Genomic DNA, 20,379 nt, shown 5'->3' with positions numbered 1-20,379 from the left:
AAAATCTCTGCGTATTCATAAGCCTTAGAATGTAATAATATTGAGGGAACTCCCCATGTCTCCATCATATTCCAAGGGCTCATTCCTGTGCCGCCGCCAGACCCATCAATAGTAAGCAGGTCAAGTTTGGCTTCAGATGCATATTTTATAGACATAGCCAATGCTTCCATGCCGTAAGAACCGGTCTTTAACGATATCCTCTTATAACCGATTTTACGTAAGTATTTAACCGCCTTCATAAAACTCTCATTGACCTGTTTCTCTGAAGAGAGGCTTGTATAACCTAAACGGCTGTGGCGGGCAATAGATTTAATCGCCCCGGCTTTAAAAGCATTCTGAACTTCAGTTATAGTAGGATCAGGATCAACCACATAGCCACGTTTTTTAAGAAACTGGGCGTACTCAAGGCTAGTTACCTGAATCTCTCCGCCGATACATTTTGCCCCCTGCCCCCACTTTAACTCGATAATAACCTTATCGCCGTATTTTTCAATCACATATTCGGCAACGCCGTTACGCGTATCCTCAACATTCATCTGTACAATAATAGCCCCATATCCATCATAATAGCGCAGGAATGTCTCAATTCTTCTGTCTAATTCCGGAGCCTTAATAATTTTTCCATTCTTGATCTGAGCCTGTTTATCAATGCCAACTACATTCTCTCCCACGACAATCGGCACACCGACAAGAGCAGCGCCTGTAGCAAAAGATTCCCAATATTTAGCTGCCACAAAAGTTGAGCCCAAAGCACCAGTCATTAACGGAACTCTGAATTTAGTTTTGACTGCCTGCCCAAATGCTCCCTCGATACTTACATTGGGAAAAATACAATCGTCTTCAGAGTTACTTAAACCTTTAGGAAGCCCATAGGCTCCATAATTATAGCCATTAATACGTAGAGAATTATAGGAAATCCCCAGGTGAGTTGTATTTGAGCTCCCCGCAGTAGTAAAACTGTAATCTCTAGGATACAAAAGCTTTCTCCCTCTTAAGCTAGAGAGCCAAGTTTCACACTTACCCATACAGTCTACGCGGCAAAGGGTGCATAATCCACTTTCACAAGGATTACCTCTATTTACCGTACCTAGAGCATCGTTTGTTTTTGGCCATTGAATCATATAGAAACTCCCCCTTTCTTTAATCTCAAATCTTAATCAGATTTTGCCTAAAAATAAGGCAACTGGGTTTAAAAAAAATGACAAAGACGCCTATTTAGATTTAATAGACGTCTTTGTCATTTGAATCTAGCTTAAAAATCCTTAAGGCATTGCAACACTGCAAAACCAAGGCGTAATATTTTAGCTTTATAATAATACAGTAAATTTCTTTGTCAAGAATTTTGCAAAATACTTATTGCCGCTTTTTTAGCCATACCCATAGCCTCAATAACCGTTCCCTCGCCACCGACAATATCTCCTCCGGCAAAAACATTTTTAATAGAAGTCTCCATAGTCGCCGGATTAATTACAATATCTTTATATTTATCAGTATTTAGTTTGGGAGTAACACTGGTTAAAACCTGATTTGCCTCTAAGCCAATAGCAATAATCGCCAGGTCGCAGGGTATACTAAAATCACTGCCTTCCAAAGCAACGGGTCTTTTCCTGCCAGATGCATCCGCATCTTGGAGTTGACAAACAAGACAGTTTAATTGCCGAACAAAGCCCTTATCATCGGAATTAAATTCTTTAGGCTGAGTAAGAAATTTAAACTTAATCCCCTCTTCTTGAGCATGCGCAATCTCAAGCCGGCGTGCCGGCATCTCGGTTAATGTACGCCGGTAAATAATCGTTACATCTGCCTCTAATCCAGACATCTTCTGTAGGCGTAAAGCGCAACGTGCTGCATCCATAGCAGTATTACCACCCCCAACCACCAAAACATGTTTACCGATATTTACGGGAGTATGATATTGTGGAAATCTATAGGCAGACATCAGATTCACTCGTGTCAAAAACTCATTGGCCGAATAAACATTACAAAGATTCTCTCCTTTTATCCCTAAAAATGACGGAACTCCCGCACCCAATCCTAAGAAAATCTTATTAAATCCCTGCTGAAATAATTCGTCCAAAAGTATGGTTTTACCCACAACAACATTAGTAATAAATTCCACCCCTAACTTTGCTAGATAATTGATCTCATAATCGAGCACCTTACGCGGAAGGCGAAAACTCGGGATACCATACCTTAAGACACCCCCACAACTCTGGAGCCCTTCAAAAACAGTTACTTTTACCCCTTTTCTAGCCAATTCACCGGCACAGCACAATCCTGCCGGGCCAGAACCAATAACTGCTACTTTGGTTTTTGATAATTTAGGATTTTTTTCTATTGGCACCTGTAAATTGTTCTGCATTCCATAGTCGCCGGCAAACCTTTCCAGAAAATGGATATTAATTGCTTGCGGGCTGCAATATGCCAATTTACCTTTATTAAATACGCAAGATTTTCGGCATTGATATTCTGCCGGACAAACCCGTCCGCAGATAGAAGGAAAATTATTCGTTTGGCGAATAGTAAAATAAGCGCCAGCATAATCTTTTTTAGTAATCTGAAAAATAAATTTTTTTATATCTATATTTACCGGGCACCCCAAAATACAGGTAGGATTTTTGCACTGAATACAACGGTTGGCTTCAAGTAAAGCTTCTGCTTCTGAATATCCGAGCGCTACTTCATCAAACCCTTTTACCCTTTCTTCAGCAGAAAGTTCTTTTACTCTTATAGGTTCTTTAGCTACCATTTTTTAATTTACAGATATGTTTCTCTCTATCCAGATACATTGAATTTCTCGTTTGCAATTCTACCCAATCTATATCTTTAGCCTCAAACTCCGGGCCGTCAACGCAGCTAAATTTTACCTTGCCTGCCACTGTAACCCGACAACAACCGCACATTCCGGTTGCATCAACCATCAGAGCATTTAATGAAACAATTGTCTTAATATTAACAGGAGCGCATACAAACGATACTTTTTTCATCATTGGAACCGGCCCTACCGCATATACCAAATCATACTTATTTTCTTTAAGAAGCTCCGCTAAAATATCGGTAGTGAAACCTTTTTGGCCAACTGAGCCATCATCAGTGACAACATAAATTTTATCTGCTATATCACTTAGTTCTTTCTCTAATATCAATAATCCTTTAGTCTTAGCTCCAAGAATAAGCGTAATATTATTACTTGCAGCTTTTAAGCTCTTTGCCACAGGATAAATTTCAGCAATCCCTACTCCGCCGCCCACTAAGATAACTTTCCCCCAATTTTTTATCTCAGTAGGATGCCCCAAAGGGCCAACCAACGCATACAGAGCATCTCCTACATTAAGAGCACCTAAAGCTTTTGTAGTCAACCCTACCTCTTGAAAAATAAGGGTTATGCTCTGCGCTTTGCTATCTGCTTCAACAATAGTAAGCGGAATCCTTTCCCCTTCTTCGCTAGCCATCACCACAACAAACTGCCCAGCTTTAGCTTTTTGGCTGATTGCCGGAGAACCTAGAGTAAGCTTTATAATCCTTATCCCGGAATAATCAGCAATAATTTCTTTAGATATTATTTTCATAACTATTACCCTACTCCAATCTTTTTATCATTCTATTAGCCACAAGGAGCCTTGTCAAACTTTAAATCCAATTTAACCAATCCCCCCTCAAAAGGAACAATAATACGCTCAAGGATACCGCAAAGATAAGCCATGAGAATTCCGTAATTAGTAATCGGGACATTGGCCTGCTTGGCCATTTCAATGCGATGCATAATTTCCCTGCGATTAACCATACAGCCTCCGCAGGAAATAATCAATTTATAACGACTTAAATCTTGAGGAAAATCCCCTCCGGCAGTTACTTCATAATGCAACTCCTTCTTAGTATAATTCAGGAGCCAAGTGGGAATCTTAGTGCGCCCAATGTCCTCCGGCTGCACATGATGCGTGCAGGCTTCAGCAATTAAAATTTCATCTCCATCTTTGAGATTATCTAAGGCATAAACGCCATGAATATAGACGTTAAGGTCTCCTTTATGCCTGGCAAAAACTGTCGAGAATGATGTCAGTGGAATATCAACAGGTAGCATATCTCTTACATCCTCAAAAACCTGCGAGTCTGTAATAACCAGGCGCGGCTTCTTTTTAAGCACTTTAAGTGAATCTAATAGTTCGGTTTCTTTGGTAACTATAGCTACCGCGTTATTATCCAGGCAGTCGCGCATCACCTGCACCTGAGGTAAAATAAGCCTGCCTTGCGGCATAGCGCTATCAATAGGACAAACTAAAACTACCATATCTTTAGGACTGATTATATCTCCTATCAGTGGAATCGGCGACCAATGGCCAGGAGCCATATCCATAATCTTTTGTTTAAGTTCAATAGTACCCTGATTATTTTTAACGCTAACCAAAATATAGGGCAGTTTATTTTTTTCTAAATACCCCTGCGCAATATCTCCGCTTAACTCGCATTTATTAATCACAAATAAAAACGGTAGTTTTTTGGCTTTAAAAATATTAACCAATTCCTCCTCAAAATTATCTATTTTGGTGTCAGGAGTAACAACAATCAAACCAACATCGGTTTTTCTCAATACTACCAGGGTACGTTTAACCCGCTCATCGCCTAAAATACCTACATCATCAATACCTGCGGTATCAATTAACATACAAGGGCCGATAGGCAGAATCTCCATGGCTTTATATACCGGATCGGTAGTTGTTCCGGCTACTTCAGAAACTATAGCCGTATATTGTCCGGTAATCGCATTGATTAAACTGGACTTGCCTGTATTCCTTTTGCCGAATATACCGATATGTAACCTATTGCTTGCCGGTGTACTATACATATTACCCTCCTAAAATGTAATGCTCTCAAATTAAAACAGAATTGGCCGCTGAATAAAAACCGCTTTTACTTTGTTTTGAGAATCGCTTCTTGAGTGAGTCTGCTTTAGAATAATCTATAAATCTCCCAATTTTTTTAACCATAACATCCATGCAGAAATTACAGGCGCCAACTGGCTCATCAATACATCTTTTTCCCGGATATATTTCATAAAGTTTACGGTAAGGCTGCGGAGTAAAATTCGGCATCAAAACATTCGCACCGCACTTTAACCCATCCAACCTGTAATCCTTATTTAAACTCCCCAGTGCGGTTGTAGCGGGAATATGGGCATTTTTAGTAACTATGCGCGTCAAGGCAATAGTTTTTAAAGTCAAATTAACATCCCCTTGCGGCTGTTTAGAAAACCGCGAATTTTCATGCGGAATAAAGGGTCCGATACCAATCATATCAAAATCAAACTGCTTAAAAAATATAATATCCCTAGAGATCATTGTTAAGGTTTGCCCGGCCAGGCCAATAATATTTCCTGAACCAACCTGATAACCCAGGCCTCTTAGTAATTTCAGGCAATTTAAACGCTGTATAAAACTCATATGCGGATGCATGGATGCGTACAGATCTTGATCAAAAGCCTCTATCTTAAGAAGATACCTGTCTGCTCCGGCTTGGCGCCAAATCTCATATTCATCCATACTTTTCTCACCTAAAGAAAGGGTAATCGCTATATCAAACCTAGATTTTATATCTAGAACGATATCTCTTAACCATAAAGGATCTAAGCTATCATCTTGTCCGGATTGAAGAACTACGGTTTTAATATTGCAAGAGACCAAATACTCAACCGCTTTAAGCAATTCATCTTTACTCATTCTATAACGGTTAAGTTTATGATTAAACTTATTCAAACCGCAATAAAAACATTCTTGAGTACAAAAGTTGGAAAATTCTATTATTCCACGTAAAATGATCCCATCGCCGCAAAACTTCTTTCTAACATTGTCGGCAAAAGAAAACAATTCATTTAATTGCCCCTGGCCACTTAAAGCTAATACCTGCTCCAAATCTTTAGGCTCAGGAAAGCTGGCAGAATAAATCGTATTTAAAAGCTTATTTAAATTAAATATACTCATCCCTTATTCCGGAATCAACGTGTGCAAAAAATAATTTCAATTTTTCCTGTTCGAAAAGATCCAGCCGTTTAAAATAACGCGCAATCATTTTATAGCCTGACTTTCTGACTGGCTCAGATGCAAAATCATCAAGATACTCTTTAAGAGTTACTAGGGCATTCATACTACACTTACCTTTAATTGTTCCAGGTTTAGCCATATGCATAAAAGCCTCTCCAGTCCTCTCCTTACGGTAACAAGCAGCACAGAAACTAGGAATATAATCATGATCAATAAGCGTCCCTACAATTTCATCTAAACTGCGATGGTCACCAAGAGAAAACTGCCCGCCAGCTGCTTTATTTGATCCAGAAGAATACCCTCCGGGCGCAGTATTTGATTCAGCGCTAACCTGTGAAACTCCCAAGCTCAAAAGTAAATCACGCATCTGTGATGTTTCCCTCGTAGACATAATTATCCCAGTATATGGCACAGAAAGCCTCAAAACCGCAACTATCTTTTTGAACTCTTCATCAGAAATTTTATAAGGAGGATTAAAGGATAACTTTGACCCCTCTGCGGGTTCAATGCGCGGTACGGAAATTGTATGCGGCCCAACCTTAAATCTTTCTTCCATATGTTCAATGTGCATTAACAAACCCAAAGTTTCGAATCTATAATCGTATAAACCATACAAAACTCCGATCCCTATATCATCTATTCCTGCTGTAAAAGCCCTGTCAACCGCGTCAATTCTGTTATCAGGATCGCTCTTGGGGCCCTTAGGGTGCATCCTACGGTAGGTTGCCTCATGATATGTTTCCTGAAAAATCTGGTAAGTACCGATACCGCTTGCCTTAAGCTCTCTGAACTCCGCTACACTAAGCGGGGCACAATTAACGTTGACTCTTTTGATCTTATTTTTTCCAACTTCTGCAGAATAAATTGCCTTAACTGCCTCAACATAATAATCTATATTGGATTTGCCTGCCGGAGCATCCTCTCCACAAACCATAAGGATCCTTTTATGCCCGCGGCCCAACAGCCATTCTACCTGATTAATAATTTCGGGGGTAGTCAAAGCCTTGCGATTAATCAAACGATTGTCCGATTTGAATGCGCAATATAAACAAGCATTAGCGCAAAAATTACTAATATAAAGCGGAGCAAATAAAACCACACGCCTGCCATAAATTGTATCCTTGACCGAACTTGCCGCTTTAAATATTTTCTGAATAGAGTTTGAGTCTCTAACTAAAAGCAGCGCCGAAGATTCCTCCAGGCTCAAACGCTTAAGCGACTTTGCTTTTTCCAAAATAGCATCGATCCTGTGGGCATCAACTTTAGCCGTATTAGCCAATAACTTTCCTATCTTTTTTTCATTAATGTATTTCATATTTGATCCTTACTTAAAGCCGATTTTACCGAAACCCCGGAAACTTTACCAAGTTTTCCGGTCAAAGCACCCAACTCATCAGTGCTAGCATCTACGATCAAAACGATAACACTTAGTTCTTTCTTAACATGCGGAATCCCCATCCGGCCAACAATTAATTCACCGAATTCCGTCAGGATGTTATTTACGGTTGGCGCCGCCTTCTTACGGTTATGGATAATTATCCCCACAAAACCTAAACGCTTTTCCATCTTAATTCTCCTTTATCTATAGGAAGACGTGGCGCCCTTACAGAGTGCCCCTTATGTGCACGTCCCCCAAACCATCTCTAATAAAAATCCCAATCTTTCAAAAATAATCCATGGAAAGATTGGGATTTTATTCCTGATCCTCCCTAGGATTAGAGTAAAAAATCTACTCCTTACCGCAGGATATATATTCTATAATTACTTAGCTATATTCTCTTCTATGGCCTTTAAAAGCACATCCGGTTTTACCGGTTTCTCTAAAACAGCCTTTACCGGCAGCCAATCTTGATCCGGTTCAAAACCAAAAGGAAGGTTCATATCACGCTTAATCCCGGTAACCAATACTACGGGAATATTTTTAGTTTTTTGATCGTCTTTGAGCTGCTTAGCGACATCAAATCCTTCACTTTTTGTGGCCATCATTACGTCAAGAAGGATTAACCCCGGTGACTGCTTCTTGGCTTGTTCAACCCCGGTTTTTCCTTCCGGAGCAGTAATAACCTCATATCCTTTTGCCTCAAGTAAAGTAGAGATAGCTTCCACAAAATCGCTGTCATCATCAATAATTAGGACCTTCTTAGACATGTTAAACCTCCTATTTTAACGCTTATTTTAATCGAAGTACGCCTAGTTAAATTATAACAAATCCTGCTTCCTACGCAACACTATTATGGCTTATTTTTTATAACTTTTAATTATATCCAGCGCTTTCTTCGGAGTAAGTGAACCATAAATCTTATCATCAATCATAATCACCGGAGCCAAACCACAAGCGCCCAAGCAACGGGCCTCCTGCAATGTAAAAAGGTTATCTTCTGATGTTTGTCCGAAGTCTATTTTTAAATCCTGCCTGATAGCGTTTAATATCTCTTCGGCGCCTTTTACATAACAAGCAGTACCCAAGCATACCGAGATCGAATGTTTTCCCTGCGGTTTAAGATGAAAATAATGGTAGAAGGTTGCCACCCCCCAGATGTGCGCTGTAGGAATGCTCATTTCTTCGGCAATTTTATTCATTACATCCTGATCAAGATACCCATAAAGCTCTTGAGCCTTATGCAGGATTGAAATAAGCTGAGAATCCGGATGCTCTTTGGTTTTAGAATCTTGCATGAAATTTTTTAATTCTGACATTTTTTTATCTTCAGAAACAATCATTTTCTTTATTTATCCTCCTAAAGATTACTTTACGATTAGCTCTGCCGGAATAATTCCCTGCGGCTCTTTTACCTTATAATGCGTATGCAGCAACTTATGCGACTTAGCACTCAGCGGCCTGCCTAAAAATTCTTTATATAATCTTTGTACATCCGGATTCTCATGGCTACGCCTGATCGTCTTTTTTCTATCCAGGCCATATAAGGCCTCTGCTCTTTTTATCAAACATTCTTCATCAAGAGGCATAGAGTTAGATCCAGCATAAGGCTGGCCGCCGCCGCCAATACAACCTCCGGGACAACCCATAATCTCCACAAAATGATACCTCTGCGGATCTTCTCTTACGGTATTTAATATTTCATTGGCATTGCCTAAGCCATGAGCGACTGCTATACGTATCTCTTTGCCGTCAATAACTAGTTTACCCTCTTTAATCCCTTTCATACCGCGGATATCCTGAATTTCAATATCTAAAAGAGTCTCGCCGGTGTACAGCTCATAAGCTGTCCTGATTGCTGCCTCCATTACCCCTCCGGTTACTCCAAATATAGTTCCGGCGCCTGATGAATAACCCAACGGGTGATCAAACTCTTCGCCTTTAATATGTAACAGGTCAATCCCTGCCGACTTAATCATCCAGGCCAACTCCCGCGTAGTAATTACCATATCCGTGCCCTGCATCCCATCTACCATAAGCTCCGGCCTAGCAGCCTCATATTTCTTAGCCGTGCAACACATAAAAGCAACACTTAAAATCTTTTTGGGATCTGCCTTAATTTTATCAGCGAAATAGCTTTTGATCAAAGCGCTGGCCATAGACATCGGAGATTTACATGTAGAGACATTTTCAATTAAATCCGGATAGAATTGCTCCAAACACTTCATCCAGGCACTAGAACAAGAAGTAATCATCGGAAGCTTACCTTTGCCTTGAAATCTCTCTAGAAATTCGCTAGCCTCCTCCATAATCGTTAAATCCGCGGAAAACTGAGTATCAAATACATAATCAAAACCTAATTTTTTCAATACTGCCACCAGCTCTTTTTCAAACTGCCTACCCGGCTCCAAAGCAAATGCTTCGCCGATTGCTGCTCTTACCGAAGGAGCAATTTGAGCAACCTTAACCAAAGACTTATCCCCCAAATTACCAAAAAGCTCCTGCGTAGAATTCTTTTCGATAAATGCCGCAGTAGGACAAACATTAATACACTGTCCACAAGTAGTACAAACACTGTCTTTAAAAGGCATGTTATAAGCGGGCATCACGACGGTCTTAAAACCTCTGTGCGCATAACCTAAAGCGTTTACTTTTTGGATTTCCGAACAAATCCTTACGCAGCGGCCGCAAAGAATACATTTGTTAGGATCCCTGATTACTGATGTAGAAGAAAGGTCTTTTTCGTAATGCTTTTTTTCTCCCTCAAAATGGCGTTTTCTGATTCCCATAGCAAAAGCCAACCTTTGTAATTCACAGTTACCATCTCTTTCGCAGGTATGGCAATCCTCAGGGTGATTATCCAGAATTAATTCTACGATATCGCGCCGGGCACGCCTTATTTCTTCGGTATTAGTATAGATTCTCATCCCCTCACTTACCGGATAAGCGCAAGAAGCCACATAATTACGCAACCCGGCCACTTCCACGATACATACGCGGCAGGCCCCCTCAATAGAAAGTTTAGGGTGATAACACAAACGCGGAATATGGAATCCTAATTTATCCGCCGCTTGCATAATCGTCTGGCCGTTTTCTACCTGATAAGATTTATCATTAATATTAATCGTAATCATTTTTTATGGCTCCTTAGGTTCTTTAAGATTTTTTTATGGCGCTAAACTTACAAATTTTATAACAGGCCCCGCATCTAATACATTTATTTATATCAATTGAATGTTTTTGCTTAAGGCTACCGGTTACAGCTTCTGCAGGGCACACCTTCTTGCAAGCCGAACAACCTGAGCATTTATCTGTAATTTCATAAACAAGCAGGTGCTGGCAAACCCCTGCCCGGCATTTCTTATTTCGTACATGTTCCTCATACTCAGCCCGGAAATTTTTGATTGTACTAATTACCGGATTAGGGGCAGACTGTCCCAACCCGCACAATGAAGCCTTTTTAATCATATTGCCTAAACGTAAAAGTTTATCGATATCCTCGTCTTTACCTTTGCCTTCGGTAATCCGAGTTAATATTTCCAGCATACGTTTAGTCCCTTCGCGGCAAGGCGTACATTTACCACATGATTCATTCTGAGTAAACTCCAGAAAAAATTTAGCGATATTTACCATGCAGGAATCTTCATCAATCACGATCATACCGCCTGAGCCCATAATCGAGCCGGCTGCAGCTAGTGATTCATAGTCTATTTTTGTATCCAAATACTCCTCTGAAAGGCACCCTCCGGAAGGCCCTCCGGTCTGCACGGCTTTAAATTTCTTATCCTGCGGAATTCCACCTCCAATATCATAGATAATTTCCCTTAAAGTAGTGCCCATCGGTACCTCAACTAAACCGGTATTTTTGATTTTTCCTGCCAAAGCAAAAACTTTTGTACCTTTACTTTTTTCAGTACCCAAGGAACTAAACCATTCTGCCCCATCAAGAATAATCACCGGTATGTTTGCTAAAGTTTCCACATTATTAATCAATGTGGGCTTATTAAAAAGCCCGGATACTGAAGGAAACGGTGGCCTGGGCCTGGGCATCCCGCGATGCCCTTCGATAGAAAGCATAAGCGCTGTTTCTTCGCCACAAACAAAAGCACCTGCCCCCAGGCGTACTTCGATATCAAAATAAAAACCGGTCCCCAATATATTCTTCCCCAGAAAACCTTCTTTGCGCGCATCAGCTATTGCCTTCTTTATCCTTTTTACCGCCAAAGGATACTCTGCGCGAATATAAACAATCCCTTTCTGTGCTCTGATCGCGTATCCGGCAACCGCCATGCCTTCGACAATTGTATGTGGATCACCTTCAATAGCGCTCCTATCCATAAAAGCTCCCGGATCACCTTCATCGGCATTACAAATAACAAATTTTTCATCATTTTTTTCTTTTGCGGTAAGTTCCCATTTAATCCCCGTGGGAAATCCAGCGCCTCCCCTGCCGCGTAACCCAGATTTTTTTATCTGGTCAACAACTTTATCCGGAGTAAAATCAGTAAGCACCTTGGCTAAAGCTTCATAACCGCGCAAAGAAATATAATCGTCGATATTTTCCGGATCGATGATCCCACAATTACGTAAAGCAATACGCATCTGTTTACCGAAAAAATTTACATCGCCAAATACCCTAAAGAATCGATTATACAAGTGGTCTTCATCAATAATAAGACGGGTAACCGGCTTATTATTTTTAATATGCTCTTCGATAATTTCAGGTATATCTTTTTCTGCGAAACCACCATAAATAGTATAACCCGGATTAATAATCATTACCGGCCCTTTTGCGCACATACCCAGGCAGCCGGATAAATTAATACCAACCTTCCCGGATAGCTCAAGCTTCTTAAGTTGCTCCTCAATAGTAGAGACTATTTTCTTAGACCTTTTATGTATACACGAAGGCCCATCGCATAATGTAATGTTAAACCTCTTTGGCATTTTATCTAATATTCCTTTCAAATAATTATTTTATTAACCACTCTTTAATCACTTCGCCTTTTTTCAAATGGCGCTCGATAATTTCTTTTGCCCTCTCCTTAGTAACCAGCCCGTATTTTAATGGAATCTTGCCCTCTTCTACCACTTCAACGGTAGGTTCCAAATTACACCTACCAGCGCAACCTTTTTGGCTCAAATACACGTCGCTTAAGCCCGATTTAATTGCTTCTTGAAAAACCTCCATAATCTCCTTTGATCCGGCCGCTATTTCACAAGTAGCCATACCAACATAGACGCGTTTTGAAGACAAATAACCTTTGGCAATAATCCTGTTTATAGCCTGGGCTCTTTTTCTCTTAATAATCTCTAATGGATTCATAATTAATTCTCCCCCGTTAATTTCAATTTAAATGTATTCCCTTTATCGCTTGGCTCTACCCGGATCTGCCAACCATGCTGATTGACTATTTCTCTGGTAATAAACAATCCTAAGCCTGTTCCTTGAATTTTCTTGCCGAATTCGGAATTCAGGCGAGAAAATTTCTTAAATAATTTATCTTGCTCGCTAACTGATAGAGGCCTTCCATCATTATAGATTTCAATATCAATATCTTTACCAGCTGCTTTAGAACTTAAAATTATCTTACCACCGCTTAATCCATACTTAATTGCATTTCCCATGAGATTATTTGCTACTACCTGAAATAAATTAAGATCGGCTTCTATTTTTAAACCCGGCTCGATATTATTTACGATAAAAATATGCTTATCAGCCGCCTGTTTAGAGAACGCGTCGACTGCGGGATCAAAAACATCCTCTTTTATAAGCAAATCAACCTTGTTAAGTTCTAAATGGCCTTTTTCAATCCGGCTTAAATTTAGGAAGTTCTTTACCGTGGCATCTAGGTAATCCAAATTACGCGCTACCGAATCCATGGCCTTGGTCTGTTTAAAGTTAATCATTCCCAAGAAACCATCACGCACCGAATAAGCGTTAAGTATGGTTGATGAAAGTATACCTTTTAATTCATGCGCGACAAAACTGATCAGGTCCAGATAGCTTTCCTGGCGTTCTTTAAGTTTTGAGGCCATGATGTTGAAAGCTTCAGCCAGGTAGTTTAGTTCTTTGATATTAACCTGTGATTTTAAGCGGTAATCCAGCTGGCCGCTTGATATTCTATCGGTTGCCTCAAGCATACCTGTAACCGGCTGTGATATAGAGTAAGCTAAAATATAGGAAGAGATAGCAGCCAAAACCGCAACCAGGCTTACAATCGCCAAAAAACCCAGGAATATCCTCTTCTCCATATCCTTAAACGGCTTCTCCAGAAGCCCCACGTAAAGTATGCCTATAATCTCTCCCTTGATATTTTTTATCGGTTCATAAGCGGTAAGATACCAATCCGTAACCACAAATGCCCTATCCAACCACATCTTGGCATCTTCAACTACCTTCTTATAAACTCTATCCGAAACAACTGTGCCAATTGCCCGCTGCCCCCGATTATCCAACACATTGGTGGCAATACGGATGTCATCCAAAAATATGGTTACTGTACCCAAAGGTTTACCATTATAAAATTTATCCTCAAAAACAAGATTGCGTATTTTATCTACCAGGGCAAAATCCCGGTTGAGTATTTTTCCTCCATAGATAACCTGCTTAACCTTGCCTTGCCCATCAAATACCGGCATAGCATAACCAATTGCCATAGCCTTATCTAAAACTTTTTGAGTATTGGGATGGCTTTTTGGCGTAGGCCTTATCTCTATTTCGGCCTTCCTGTAAATATCCTGGCTCATCTCCAGCAATTCCTCTTTACCGATAATCCGGTTTGCCCCCGTAGGCTGGCCCTTAAAAGCGCCAAGCACGATTTCACTGCGTACCTTATCCTTATCTTTATCCTCTACAACATATAGGTAATCCAAACCCAGGCTTTGTTTAACTTTATTCAGATCAACTGCCAGAGGGGCTAAGTTGAAAGCTGCTTTTATCGCCTCAATCTCCCCATAATAAACTGAATGCGCGATAAATAGGTCATTTTTTACCTGATTCTGGGCGCGGGCAATAATATCATTCTTAATGATACGCGTGCCCAAAAATAAGACGGCTACAGAGAAAATTAGAATACTGATGAATAATGTCGAAAGGATTTTTATTTTTAGGCTCTGCGTACGCATTTAGCTAATTCCTAGCTTTTTCCTGTGCGTTAACAAAATAAATTACGTTCTCAAGCTCCAACTCTAAATTTACATTATTTACTACGATATCTCCTGCGGCTCTTAATCTTAAGGGAGCAAAATTCAAAACTCCTTTTATGCCGCAGGCAAGCATCATATCAAGTACTGATTGAGCAGCAATATCAGGCACGGCGATTACCCCAATCCTTATATGCTTGCTTCTTACAAATTCCTTCATCTCCTCCAGGGGTAAAACGGGAATTTCGGAGTCCCGGTTATATTTAGTAGAGTCAATATCAAAACAAGCGCAGATTCTTAATCCCTCTTTTTCAAACCCCTTATATTTCATCAGCGCATTGCCAATATTACCTAAACCCACAATAACTACCTCTTGGATCTGCTCTTTACCCAAAATAGTATTTAACTTTTCTATCAGTATATCAACCTGATAGCCGCCGCGTTTATTTCCAGATATTCCAAATAAAGAAAAATCTTTTCTTACCTGAGAAGGTAACGCTCCGATAGCATCTGCCAGGTTATCGGAAAAAACCTTAACAAAACCCAACGCTCGCAAGCGGTAAAGGGCATTTTTATATCGGGATAAACGGATTATGCAACTTTTATTCGTAATCATATTATTGTTCTTTATTTCACAACAATTGCTACAAGGATAACATATTCTTTGACTATGTCAAGTTTTTTGTTATTTATTTCACAAAATCAGAGGGTTTCAAGATCTGTGGGTGCGCGGCCTAAAGAACGCAGCAGGGAAACTGTGGATTCTATCTGTATAGAAATATCCTCGGTTTGATGGGCTCGGTTTGGATAAATTGAGTAAAATGGCCGGTAAGCTAAAGGAGTAACATTAAGCATAAGCGAATTTGCCCCGGCAAGCAAGGCGCTTCTTGCCGCCTCCCTGTCTAAGGTTTCCAAGGCGGTAGTTACCAATATTTTGGCATTAGGATCGCCGATAATCCTGGCAAGAGCTAAAACTTTAATCACCTCATCGCTCTGAGCAGACTTCTGATTTGCTAAAGAGGTCTGCGGATGCGCAATAAACGGACCAAAGCTATACATCTCTGCGTTCAGCTCTTTAGCTAAATATATATCATTTAAAATATCCTCTTTACTCTGCCCAGGCAGGCCAATTAAGCCGCCGGTGAGGATTAAATAACCAAACTCATAGGCTTTCCGTAAATGCTCAATCCTACTCTCAAAATCCATCCCAGGATGCACCTTGCGGTAAAGAACAGGATTTGAGGTTTCAAAACGCATAAGTAAACCGCGGGCGCCTGCCTGGTAAAGTTTCTCTAAACCATCTATGCCTATCTCGCCAAAACTTATAAAAATCAGCGTGGGAAATTTTTCCTTGATCTGTCTGACTATGTCGGCTAATTCCTCAATACTGTATCCGGAATCCTCGCCACTTTGTAATACAAGAGATTTAAAACCATAGCGCTCAACCGCCTCTCTAGCAGACTCAAGAATTTGGCCTTTTGTCATACGATAGCGCTCTAACCCTTTGTTATTATAAGATATCCCGCAATATTGGCAACCTTGGCAGCAGTAATTGGAAATCTCAATTATTCCATGGACGCAGCAGGAATTTTTATGGTATTTCTGGCGCAGGAAATTGGCTGTTTTATAAAATAAACCTATCCTGGCTTGGCCTTCTAACTCCAGCAGATATAAAAGTTCTTGTCGCTGCAATTGCCTTGATTGGCTGGCGCGATCCAATATCCCAAGCAATGTTTTATCCGTATCAATGCCATTTAAAGAAAGGCGGGAAAGCTTTAAATCTACCTCCTGCAATTGGAAAAACTCCTCCTTCCATACCGCAAGGATACTTTGCGCCTCAGCCTCGAATATTTTACTCACCACGAAACCGCCTTGGGCGTAAATATAGTCACCGATACTAACCTGAGTTAACTCATTATAGGCTTTCCTTTTTTCGCCGAAATAATCTACGATTACCATATTATCCTCTATTTTTTCCACTTTTCCGGGGATAGCATAACACATCTTCTAAAATAACCTTTCCTGGATAAATTTATCGATCTGGCCTGTTAAATCCGCTAACTTGTCCTTCAACAAACTACTCAGGGAATCGCCAAAACCTACATCCTCTACCTGTATACCGGCAATATAAACCTTGGTCTTGACTTTTAATTTCTGCGTTAATTTAAAGATATCCTTAAGGTTTAATTCGTGGGAGGAGATTGCCCCGTCATCTTTGGAAAATTTCGCTTCATCCAGGGCGAATATCTTTAACTGGCCGGCGGCAAGACCGGCGGAAATACCGTCGATCAATAAAGCAAAATCATAATTTTGCAGGCGATGGATAAGGTCAAAACTTGCGCTGCCAAAATTAAGATAATCTATATTGGCTCGCTTATAATTATTAAGGAGAGATTCCAGAATAATTACCCCTATTCCGTCGTCTCTCCTTAAAGTGTTGCCTAAACCGATTACCGCATTTTTTTTAGACAAAGCTTACATCCAATAAATGCGTGGCGCATGATATGCAAGGATCATAAGAGCGGGCCAACATCTCAAGCTCAAGAGTAATCTCACTTTGCGTTTTCTTGCCTAACAACTCCGGAACAAGTTTCCGCATATCATCCTCTAGGTTACCCATGTTCTGATTGGTAGGAATCACGCAGTTAGCTGCAGTAATATGAGCAGAATCATTAATCGTATATTCATGGAATAAAGAACCGCGGGGCACTTCAACGCATGCGGAACCGGTATTTGGTTTATATTTAATCTTGCCGACCTGGCTTCTTTTTGGCCAAGAAGAAACAACAATGCCCTCCTCTTTTAACCCATCTTTTAAAATCTTCTCCAGGATCGTAATTGATTCTTCTAGGCAGTGTACCCATTCTACAAGCTGAGCCGCAGTATTAAGGTAAGGATTATGGCTTGGAGCCTTTAACCCTAATTCAGCTGCTACGGCTTTTGCTTTCTTATGCAGTTTGCTGAAATTATTGTTAAAACGCGAAAGGGCTCCTACGGCATAGGAGCTGCCGTTAATTTTAGAAATCTTGGCTTTAGAATAATCAACAACCGATTCAATAAAAAGTTTACGGTAATCAGCTACTTTGCTTTTTTTGCCGTTTACAATTAAATCTCCATCATACATCGCGTATTCATCATCAGAGGTAAGCGACATATACTGGGTCGGCCGCTGGAAATCAGGGAACTTCAAAGTCTTGATAATTTTTACGGTCTCCTCCCCATCCTTACGCGATTCCAACATCAAGTTATACAATTTCTCTAAACCTTCTCTTGAAGGCAATTGCGTAAGCCCGCCGATAACATAACTTATTGGATGAATATGCCTGCCAGCAAGCACTTCCCCGCCATAGTCGCTCATCCGTTTCATACGCAAGGCCATCTCAATAACCGGCCGATGCGTTTTAATTAAAGGCACAATACTTTTTACCCCTAATAAATCCGGGGCAACCAGAATATAAATATGCAGAATATGGCTATCCAACATTTCAGAGTACAATAGAAGCTTCCTAAGCATTATCACTTCATCCGACGGCTTTATGCCCAGGGCATCCTCTCCTGCTTTAATACTAGCCAAAGAGTGCCCGCAGGCACAGATACCGCAGATACGGCTGGTCAGGTGTTGGGCCTCCCAGATCGAGCGGCCAACAAGCATTGACTCAAAAAAACGCGCAGATTCAATTACCTGAAACTCGCATTTAACAAGTTTGCCCTCCTTTACATCGACAACAATGTTGCCATGGCCTTCTACCCGAGTCAAATAATGCACATCAACTTTTAGGTTTTGAGAATCTATTTTATTTAAACTCTTGGTCATATTTTTCTCCCATAGAATCATTATATAAAGTAAAACTATTCAGGATATCTTCTACTTTTAAACCATATTTTTGCATGATATCCTTAGCGGCGTCGGTTGCCGGTTTCTCCACCAATCCCCTACATCCATAACAACGGTTTCCGTTATTAATACACCAGGAATTACATCCGGCGCGGGTAACCGGCCCCATACACTCCTGATCCTTCTCATAGCGGCAAACATTTTCATTCATTTTACATTCCACGCAAACCGAATAATTAGGGACAACATAAGGCTTGCCCATAAGTAAACACTTCAGCACACTGACTACCTCCGGTATATAAACCGGACAACCGTTAATGGCATAATCAACCTTAACTACTTCATGCACCGGCATTGCTTTAATACTGCTAATAATATCCGCTTTATCCCCATAAACTATTTTCTTAGCCGCCTCTAAAGGAGAACGATTTTTAATCCCGTTTACTCCGGCGATAGTTGCACAAGCGCCTAACGTAATCAAAACTTTTGCCTTATCCCTTATCTTTTTGATCCGTAAGACATCATTATCAGTAGTAATGCTGCCTTCAATAAAAGCAATGTCATACTCATCCGCGGCTTCGGACATAATCTCCCGGAAACTAACTATATCAACAAGCTCAGTCAACGCAAGAAGAGTATCTCCCATGTTGGCAAACTGCAACTGACAACCCTCACAGTCGGTAAAATCAAAAAATGCCACTTTGGGTTTAGGCTGTTTTTTCATGGCACTCTCCTTTAAATTTTTTCAAATCATTATAAGTAAATACCGGGCCGGACTGGCAGACATAAACACCTTCAATCTGGCAGTGCCCACATTTACCTAAGCCACAACGCATACGCCTTTCTAAAGACACAATGATCTGGTGCTCCGGAATTTTTTTCTCCAGTAATTTAACGATAACAAACTTATACATAATCGGAGGACCAACTACAACACCGTATGTGCGAGTAGGATTAATATCGACTCCGGGGATTAAAGTAGTAATCAAGCCAACATTTCCTTTCCAGTCAGGATCTGCCCGATCAACAGTACAATTGAATTTAATCTCGCTCCTTTTCATCCATTCGTTAGTTTCCTCTTCGAACAATAGCTCTTTTGGGCTCTTACAGCCAAGTAAAATCTGCACATTACCGAAATCGTTGCGATTGTGCATAATATACCTGATTAAGGAGCGCAATGGGACTATACCTAGCCCTCCGGCAACAATCATCACGTCGTAACCAAACATATTATCAATAGGAAAACCCCTGCCGAATGGCCCGCGTATTCCTATTTCGTCGCCTTTTTCCAATTTATGCAGTTTGTCGGTAAAGACCCCGGCATCCCTGACAGTAAGCTCAAAATAACCTTTATCGCTTGGCGAAGAACAAACAGAAATAGGAGCCTCTCCGAAACCAAAAATAGAGACCATCACGAACTGCCCGGGAACATGCCCAAGGTTAAGCTTGTTTTCCAATTGAATACGGAAAAACTTCTCCTTGTCCGTAACCATCTGAGCTTGGATAATTTTTGCCTTCATCGGTAGATAAGGGGTAGTTCCCATTTTTTCCAAAAGTATTTCACGCTCAAGCATATAATCTCCTGTCTAATTTATTATTGCAACCCTTCCTCGCTAAGCAAAGAGTTAACCGTTTCGATCAAGCTTATATCGGCCATGCATGTCCTGGTGCACCTTCCGCAGCCGGTACAAAAATACCGGTTAAATTTATCAACCGGATATTTAAATTTACGATAATACCTGTGCCTTTGCCGGCTATCCCTGCCCTTGCGGAAATCTTCCCCTCCGGCAACTTTGGCAAAATCATCCATCTGGCAGGAATTCCAGATTCGGTACCTTACTCCATTATTTAAGGAAATATCCGGCTCATCCTGAGTATCGAAACAATAACATGTCGGACACACCGCAGTACAATTGCCGCAGGCAACACACCTTCTACCCACATCTTTCCAAACGGCTGAAGCAAAAGATTTATCAAAAGCATCA

Annotated in this window: 20 protein-coding genes; all 20 read right to left on the bottom strand. The window is 40.6% G+C overall.

Annotation, left to right across the window (positions count from 1 at the left end; all coding sequences use genetic code 11):
- A partial coding sequence (locus PHC29_08275) for a glutamate synthase-related protein (protein MDD5109473.1) occupies positions 1–1,121 on the bottom strand: 1,121 nt, incomplete at its 3' end.
- 212 nt (positions 1,122–1,333) lie between these two features.
- Positions 1,334–2,749 carry an NADPH-dependent glutamate synthase gene (gene gltA / locus PHC29_08270; GenBank protein MDD5109472.1) on the bottom strand — a complete coding sequence of 472 codons (1,416 nt, stop codon included), beginning with the start codon at positions 2,747–2,749 and terminating at the stop codon, positions 1,334–1,336.
- On the bottom strand, positions 2,739–3,569 hold the full coding sequence (locus PHC29_08265) for a sulfide/dihydroorotate dehydrogenase-like FAD/NAD-binding protein (protein MDD5109471.1): 831 nt from the start codon (positions 3,567–3,569) through the stop codon (positions 2,739–2,741). Before PHC29_08265 ends, gltA begins: the two co-directional genes overlap by 11 nt.
- 35 nt (positions 3,570–3,604) lie before the next feature.
- Positions 3,605–4,843 (bottom strand): [FeFe] hydrogenase H-cluster maturation GTPase HydF, encoded by a 1,239-nt coding sequence (hydF, locus tag PHC29_08260; GenBank protein ID MDD5109470.1) that lies wholly within the window; start codon positions 4,841–4,843, stop codon positions 3,605–3,607.
- A 25-nt stretch (positions 4,844–4,868) separates the two neighbouring features.
- Complete coding sequence (gene hydE / locus PHC29_08255; protein ID MDD5109469.1) at positions 4,869–5,975, bottom strand: [FeFe] hydrogenase H-cluster radical SAM maturase HydE; 1,107 nt, start codon at positions 5,973–5,975, stop codon at positions 4,869–4,871.
- The gene (gene hydG / locus PHC29_08250; protein ID MDD5109468.1) at positions 5,962–7,350 is read right to left on the bottom strand and encodes a [FeFe] hydrogenase H-cluster radical SAM maturase HydG; all 1,389 of its coding nucleotides are present in this window, start codon (positions 7,348–7,350) and stop codon (positions 5,962–5,964) included. Before hydG ends, hydE begins: the two co-directional genes overlap by 14 nt.
- Positions 7,347–7,601 (bottom strand): iron-only hydrogenase system regulator, encoded by a 255-nt coding sequence (locus PHC29_08245; GenBank protein MDD5109467.1) that lies wholly within the window; start codon positions 7,599–7,601, stop codon positions 7,347–7,349. Before PHC29_08245 ends, hydG begins: the two co-directional genes overlap by 4 nt.
- A 195-nt stretch (positions 7,602–7,796) precedes the next feature.
- Positions 7,797–8,183 (bottom strand): response regulator, encoded by a 387-nt coding sequence (locus PHC29_08240; GenBank protein ID MDD5109466.1) that lies wholly within the window; start codon positions 8,181–8,183, stop codon positions 7,797–7,799.
- A gap of 90 nt (positions 8,184–8,273) precedes the next feature.
- Complete coding sequence (nuoE, locus tag PHC29_08235) at positions 8,274–8,756, bottom strand: NADH-quinone oxidoreductase subunit NuoE (protein MDD5109465.1); 483 nt, start codon at positions 8,754–8,756, stop codon at positions 8,274–8,276.
- 24 nt (positions 8,757–8,780) lie between these two features.
- A complete protein-coding gene (locus PHC29_08230) occupies positions 8,781–10,547 on the bottom strand; it encodes an NADH-dependent [FeFe] hydrogenase, group A6 (GenBank protein MDD5109464.1) in 1,767 nt (588 codons plus the stop codon).
- A 22-nt stretch (positions 10,548–10,569) separates the two neighbouring features.
- Positions 10,570–12,360, bottom strand: coding sequence for an NADH-quinone oxidoreductase subunit NuoF (gene nuoF / locus PHC29_08225; GenBank protein MDD5109463.1), 1,791 nt, complete (start codon positions 12,358–12,360; stop codon positions 10,570–10,572).
- Positions 12,361–12,385: 25 nt separating this feature from the next.
- Complete coding sequence (locus tag PHC29_08220; GenBank protein ID MDD5109462.1) at positions 12,386–12,739, bottom strand: (2Fe-2S) ferredoxin domain-containing protein; 354 nt, start codon at positions 12,737–12,739, stop codon at positions 12,386–12,388.
- Positions 12,740–12,741: 2 nt separating this feature from the next.
- The gene (locus tag PHC29_08215; protein ID MDD5109461.1) at positions 12,742–14,541 is read right to left on the bottom strand and encodes a cache domain-containing protein; all 1,800 of its coding nucleotides are present in this window, start codon (positions 14,539–14,541) and stop codon (positions 12,742–12,744) included.
- A 4-nt stretch (positions 14,542–14,545) separates the two neighbouring features.
- Positions 14,546–15,175, bottom strand: a complete 630-nt coding sequence (locus PHC29_08210) for a redox-sensing transcriptional repressor Rex (protein ID MDD5109460.1) — start codon at positions 15,173–15,175, stop codon at positions 14,546–14,548.
- Between the two features lie 86 nt (positions 15,176–15,261).
- Positions 15,262–16,563 carry a HypC/HybG/HupF family hydrogenase formation chaperone gene (locus PHC29_08205; GenBank protein ID MDD5109459.1) on the bottom strand — a complete coding sequence of 434 codons (1,302 nt, stop codon included), beginning with the start codon at positions 16,561–16,563 and terminating at the stop codon, positions 15,262–15,264.
- Positions 16,564–16,566: 3 nt separating this feature from the next.
- Positions 16,567–17,031, bottom strand: coding sequence for a hydrogenase maturation protease (locus PHC29_08200; protein MDD5109458.1), 465 nt, complete (start codon positions 17,029–17,031; stop codon positions 16,567–16,569).
- On the bottom strand, positions 17,024–18,373 hold the full coding sequence (locus PHC29_08195; protein ID MDD5109457.1) for a Ni/Fe hydrogenase subunit alpha: 1,350 nt from the start codon (positions 18,371–18,373) through the stop codon (positions 17,024–17,026). Before PHC29_08195 ends, PHC29_08200 begins: the two co-directional genes overlap by 8 nt.
- On the bottom strand, positions 18,354–19,118 hold the full coding sequence (locus PHC29_08190) for a cytochrome B (protein MDD5109456.1): 765 nt from the start codon (positions 19,116–19,118) through the stop codon (positions 18,354–18,356). The genes PHC29_08195 and PHC29_08190 overlap by 20 nt, the downstream gene beginning before the upstream one ends.
- Entirely contained in the window at positions 19,102–19,968 is an 867-nt protein-coding gene (locus PHC29_08185) for an FAD/NAD(P)-binding protein (GenBank protein MDD5109455.1), read from the bottom strand. Before PHC29_08185 ends, PHC29_08190 begins: the two co-directional genes overlap by 17 nt.
- Positions 19,969–19,988: 20 nt before the next feature.
- On the bottom strand, positions 19,989–20,379 hold a 391-nt coding region (locus tag PHC29_08180), incomplete at its 5' end, for a 4Fe-4S dicluster domain-containing protein (protein MDD5109454.1).

The organism is Candidatus Omnitrophota bacterium (assembly GCA_028712255.1).
Lineage (GTDB): Bacteria > Omnitrophota > Gorgyraeia > Gygaellales > Profunditerraquicolaceae > UBA6249.
This window is presented reverse-complemented; position numbering and strand designations above follow the sequence as displayed.

Excerpts from the sequence above, each read along its gene's own strand:
- PHC29_08245 (MDD5109467.1), bottom strand. The coding sequence starts at position 7,601 with ATGGAAAAGCGTTTAGGTTTTGTGGGGATAATTATCCATAACCGTAAG.
- PHC29_08185 (MDD5109455.1), bottom strand. The coding sequence starts at position 19,968 with ATGCTTGAGCGTGAAATACTTTTGGAAAAAATGGGAACTACCCCTTAT.
- nuoE (MDD5109465.1), bottom strand. The coding sequence starts at position 8,756 with ATGATTGTTTCTGAAGATAAAAAAATGTCAGAATTAAAAAATTTCATG.
- nuoF (MDD5109463.1), bottom strand. The coding sequence starts at position 12,360 with ATGCCAAAGAGGTTTAACATTACATTATGCGATGGGCCTTCGTGTATA.
- hydE (MDD5109469.1), bottom strand. The coding sequence starts at position 5,975 with ATGAGTATATTTAATTTAAATAAGCTTTTAAATACGATTTATTCTGCC.
- PHC29_08195 (MDD5109457.1), bottom strand. The coding sequence starts at position 18,373 with ATGACCAAGAGTTTAAATAAAATAGATTCTCAAAACCTAAAAGTTGAT.
- hydG (MDD5109468.1), bottom strand. The coding sequence starts at position 7,350 with ATGAAATACATTAATGAAAAAAAGATAGGAAAGTTATTGGCTAATACG.
- PHC29_08205 (MDD5109459.1), bottom strand. The coding sequence starts at position 16,563 with ATGTGTTATGCTATCCCCGGAAAAGTGGAAAAAATAGAGGATAATATG.
- PHC29_08190 (MDD5109456.1), bottom strand. The coding sequence starts at position 19,118 with ATGAAAAAACAGCCTAAACCCAAAGTGGCATTTTTTGATTTTACCGAC.
- PHC29_08265 (MDD5109471.1), bottom strand. The coding sequence starts at position 3,569 with ATGAAAATAATATCTAAAGAAATTATTGCTGATTATTCCGGGATAAGG.
- PHC29_08210 (MDD5109460.1), bottom strand. The coding sequence starts at position 15,175 with ATGATTACGAATAAAAGTTGCATAATCCGTTTATCCCGATATAAAAAT.
- PHC29_08215 (MDD5109461.1), bottom strand. The coding sequence starts at position 14,541 with ATGCGTACGCAGAGCCTAAAAATAAAAATCCTTTCGACATTATTCATC.
- PHC29_08220 (MDD5109462.1), bottom strand. The coding sequence starts at position 12,739 with ATGAATCCATTAGAGATTATTAAGAGAAAAAGAGCCCAGGCTATAAAC.
- PHC29_08230 (MDD5109464.1), bottom strand. The coding sequence starts at position 10,547 with ATGATTACGATTAATATTAATGATAAATCTTATCAGGTAGAAAACGGC.
- hydF (MDD5109470.1), bottom strand. The coding sequence starts at position 4,843 with ATGTATAGTACACCGGCAAGCAATAGGTTACATATCGGTATATTCGGC.
- gltA (MDD5109472.1), bottom strand. The coding sequence starts at position 2,749 with ATGGTAGCTAAAGAACCTATAAGAGTAAAAGAACTTTCTGCTGAAGAA.
- PHC29_08240 (MDD5109466.1), bottom strand. The coding sequence starts at position 8,183 with ATGTCTAAGAAGGTCCTAATTATTGATGATGACAGCGATTTTGTGGAA.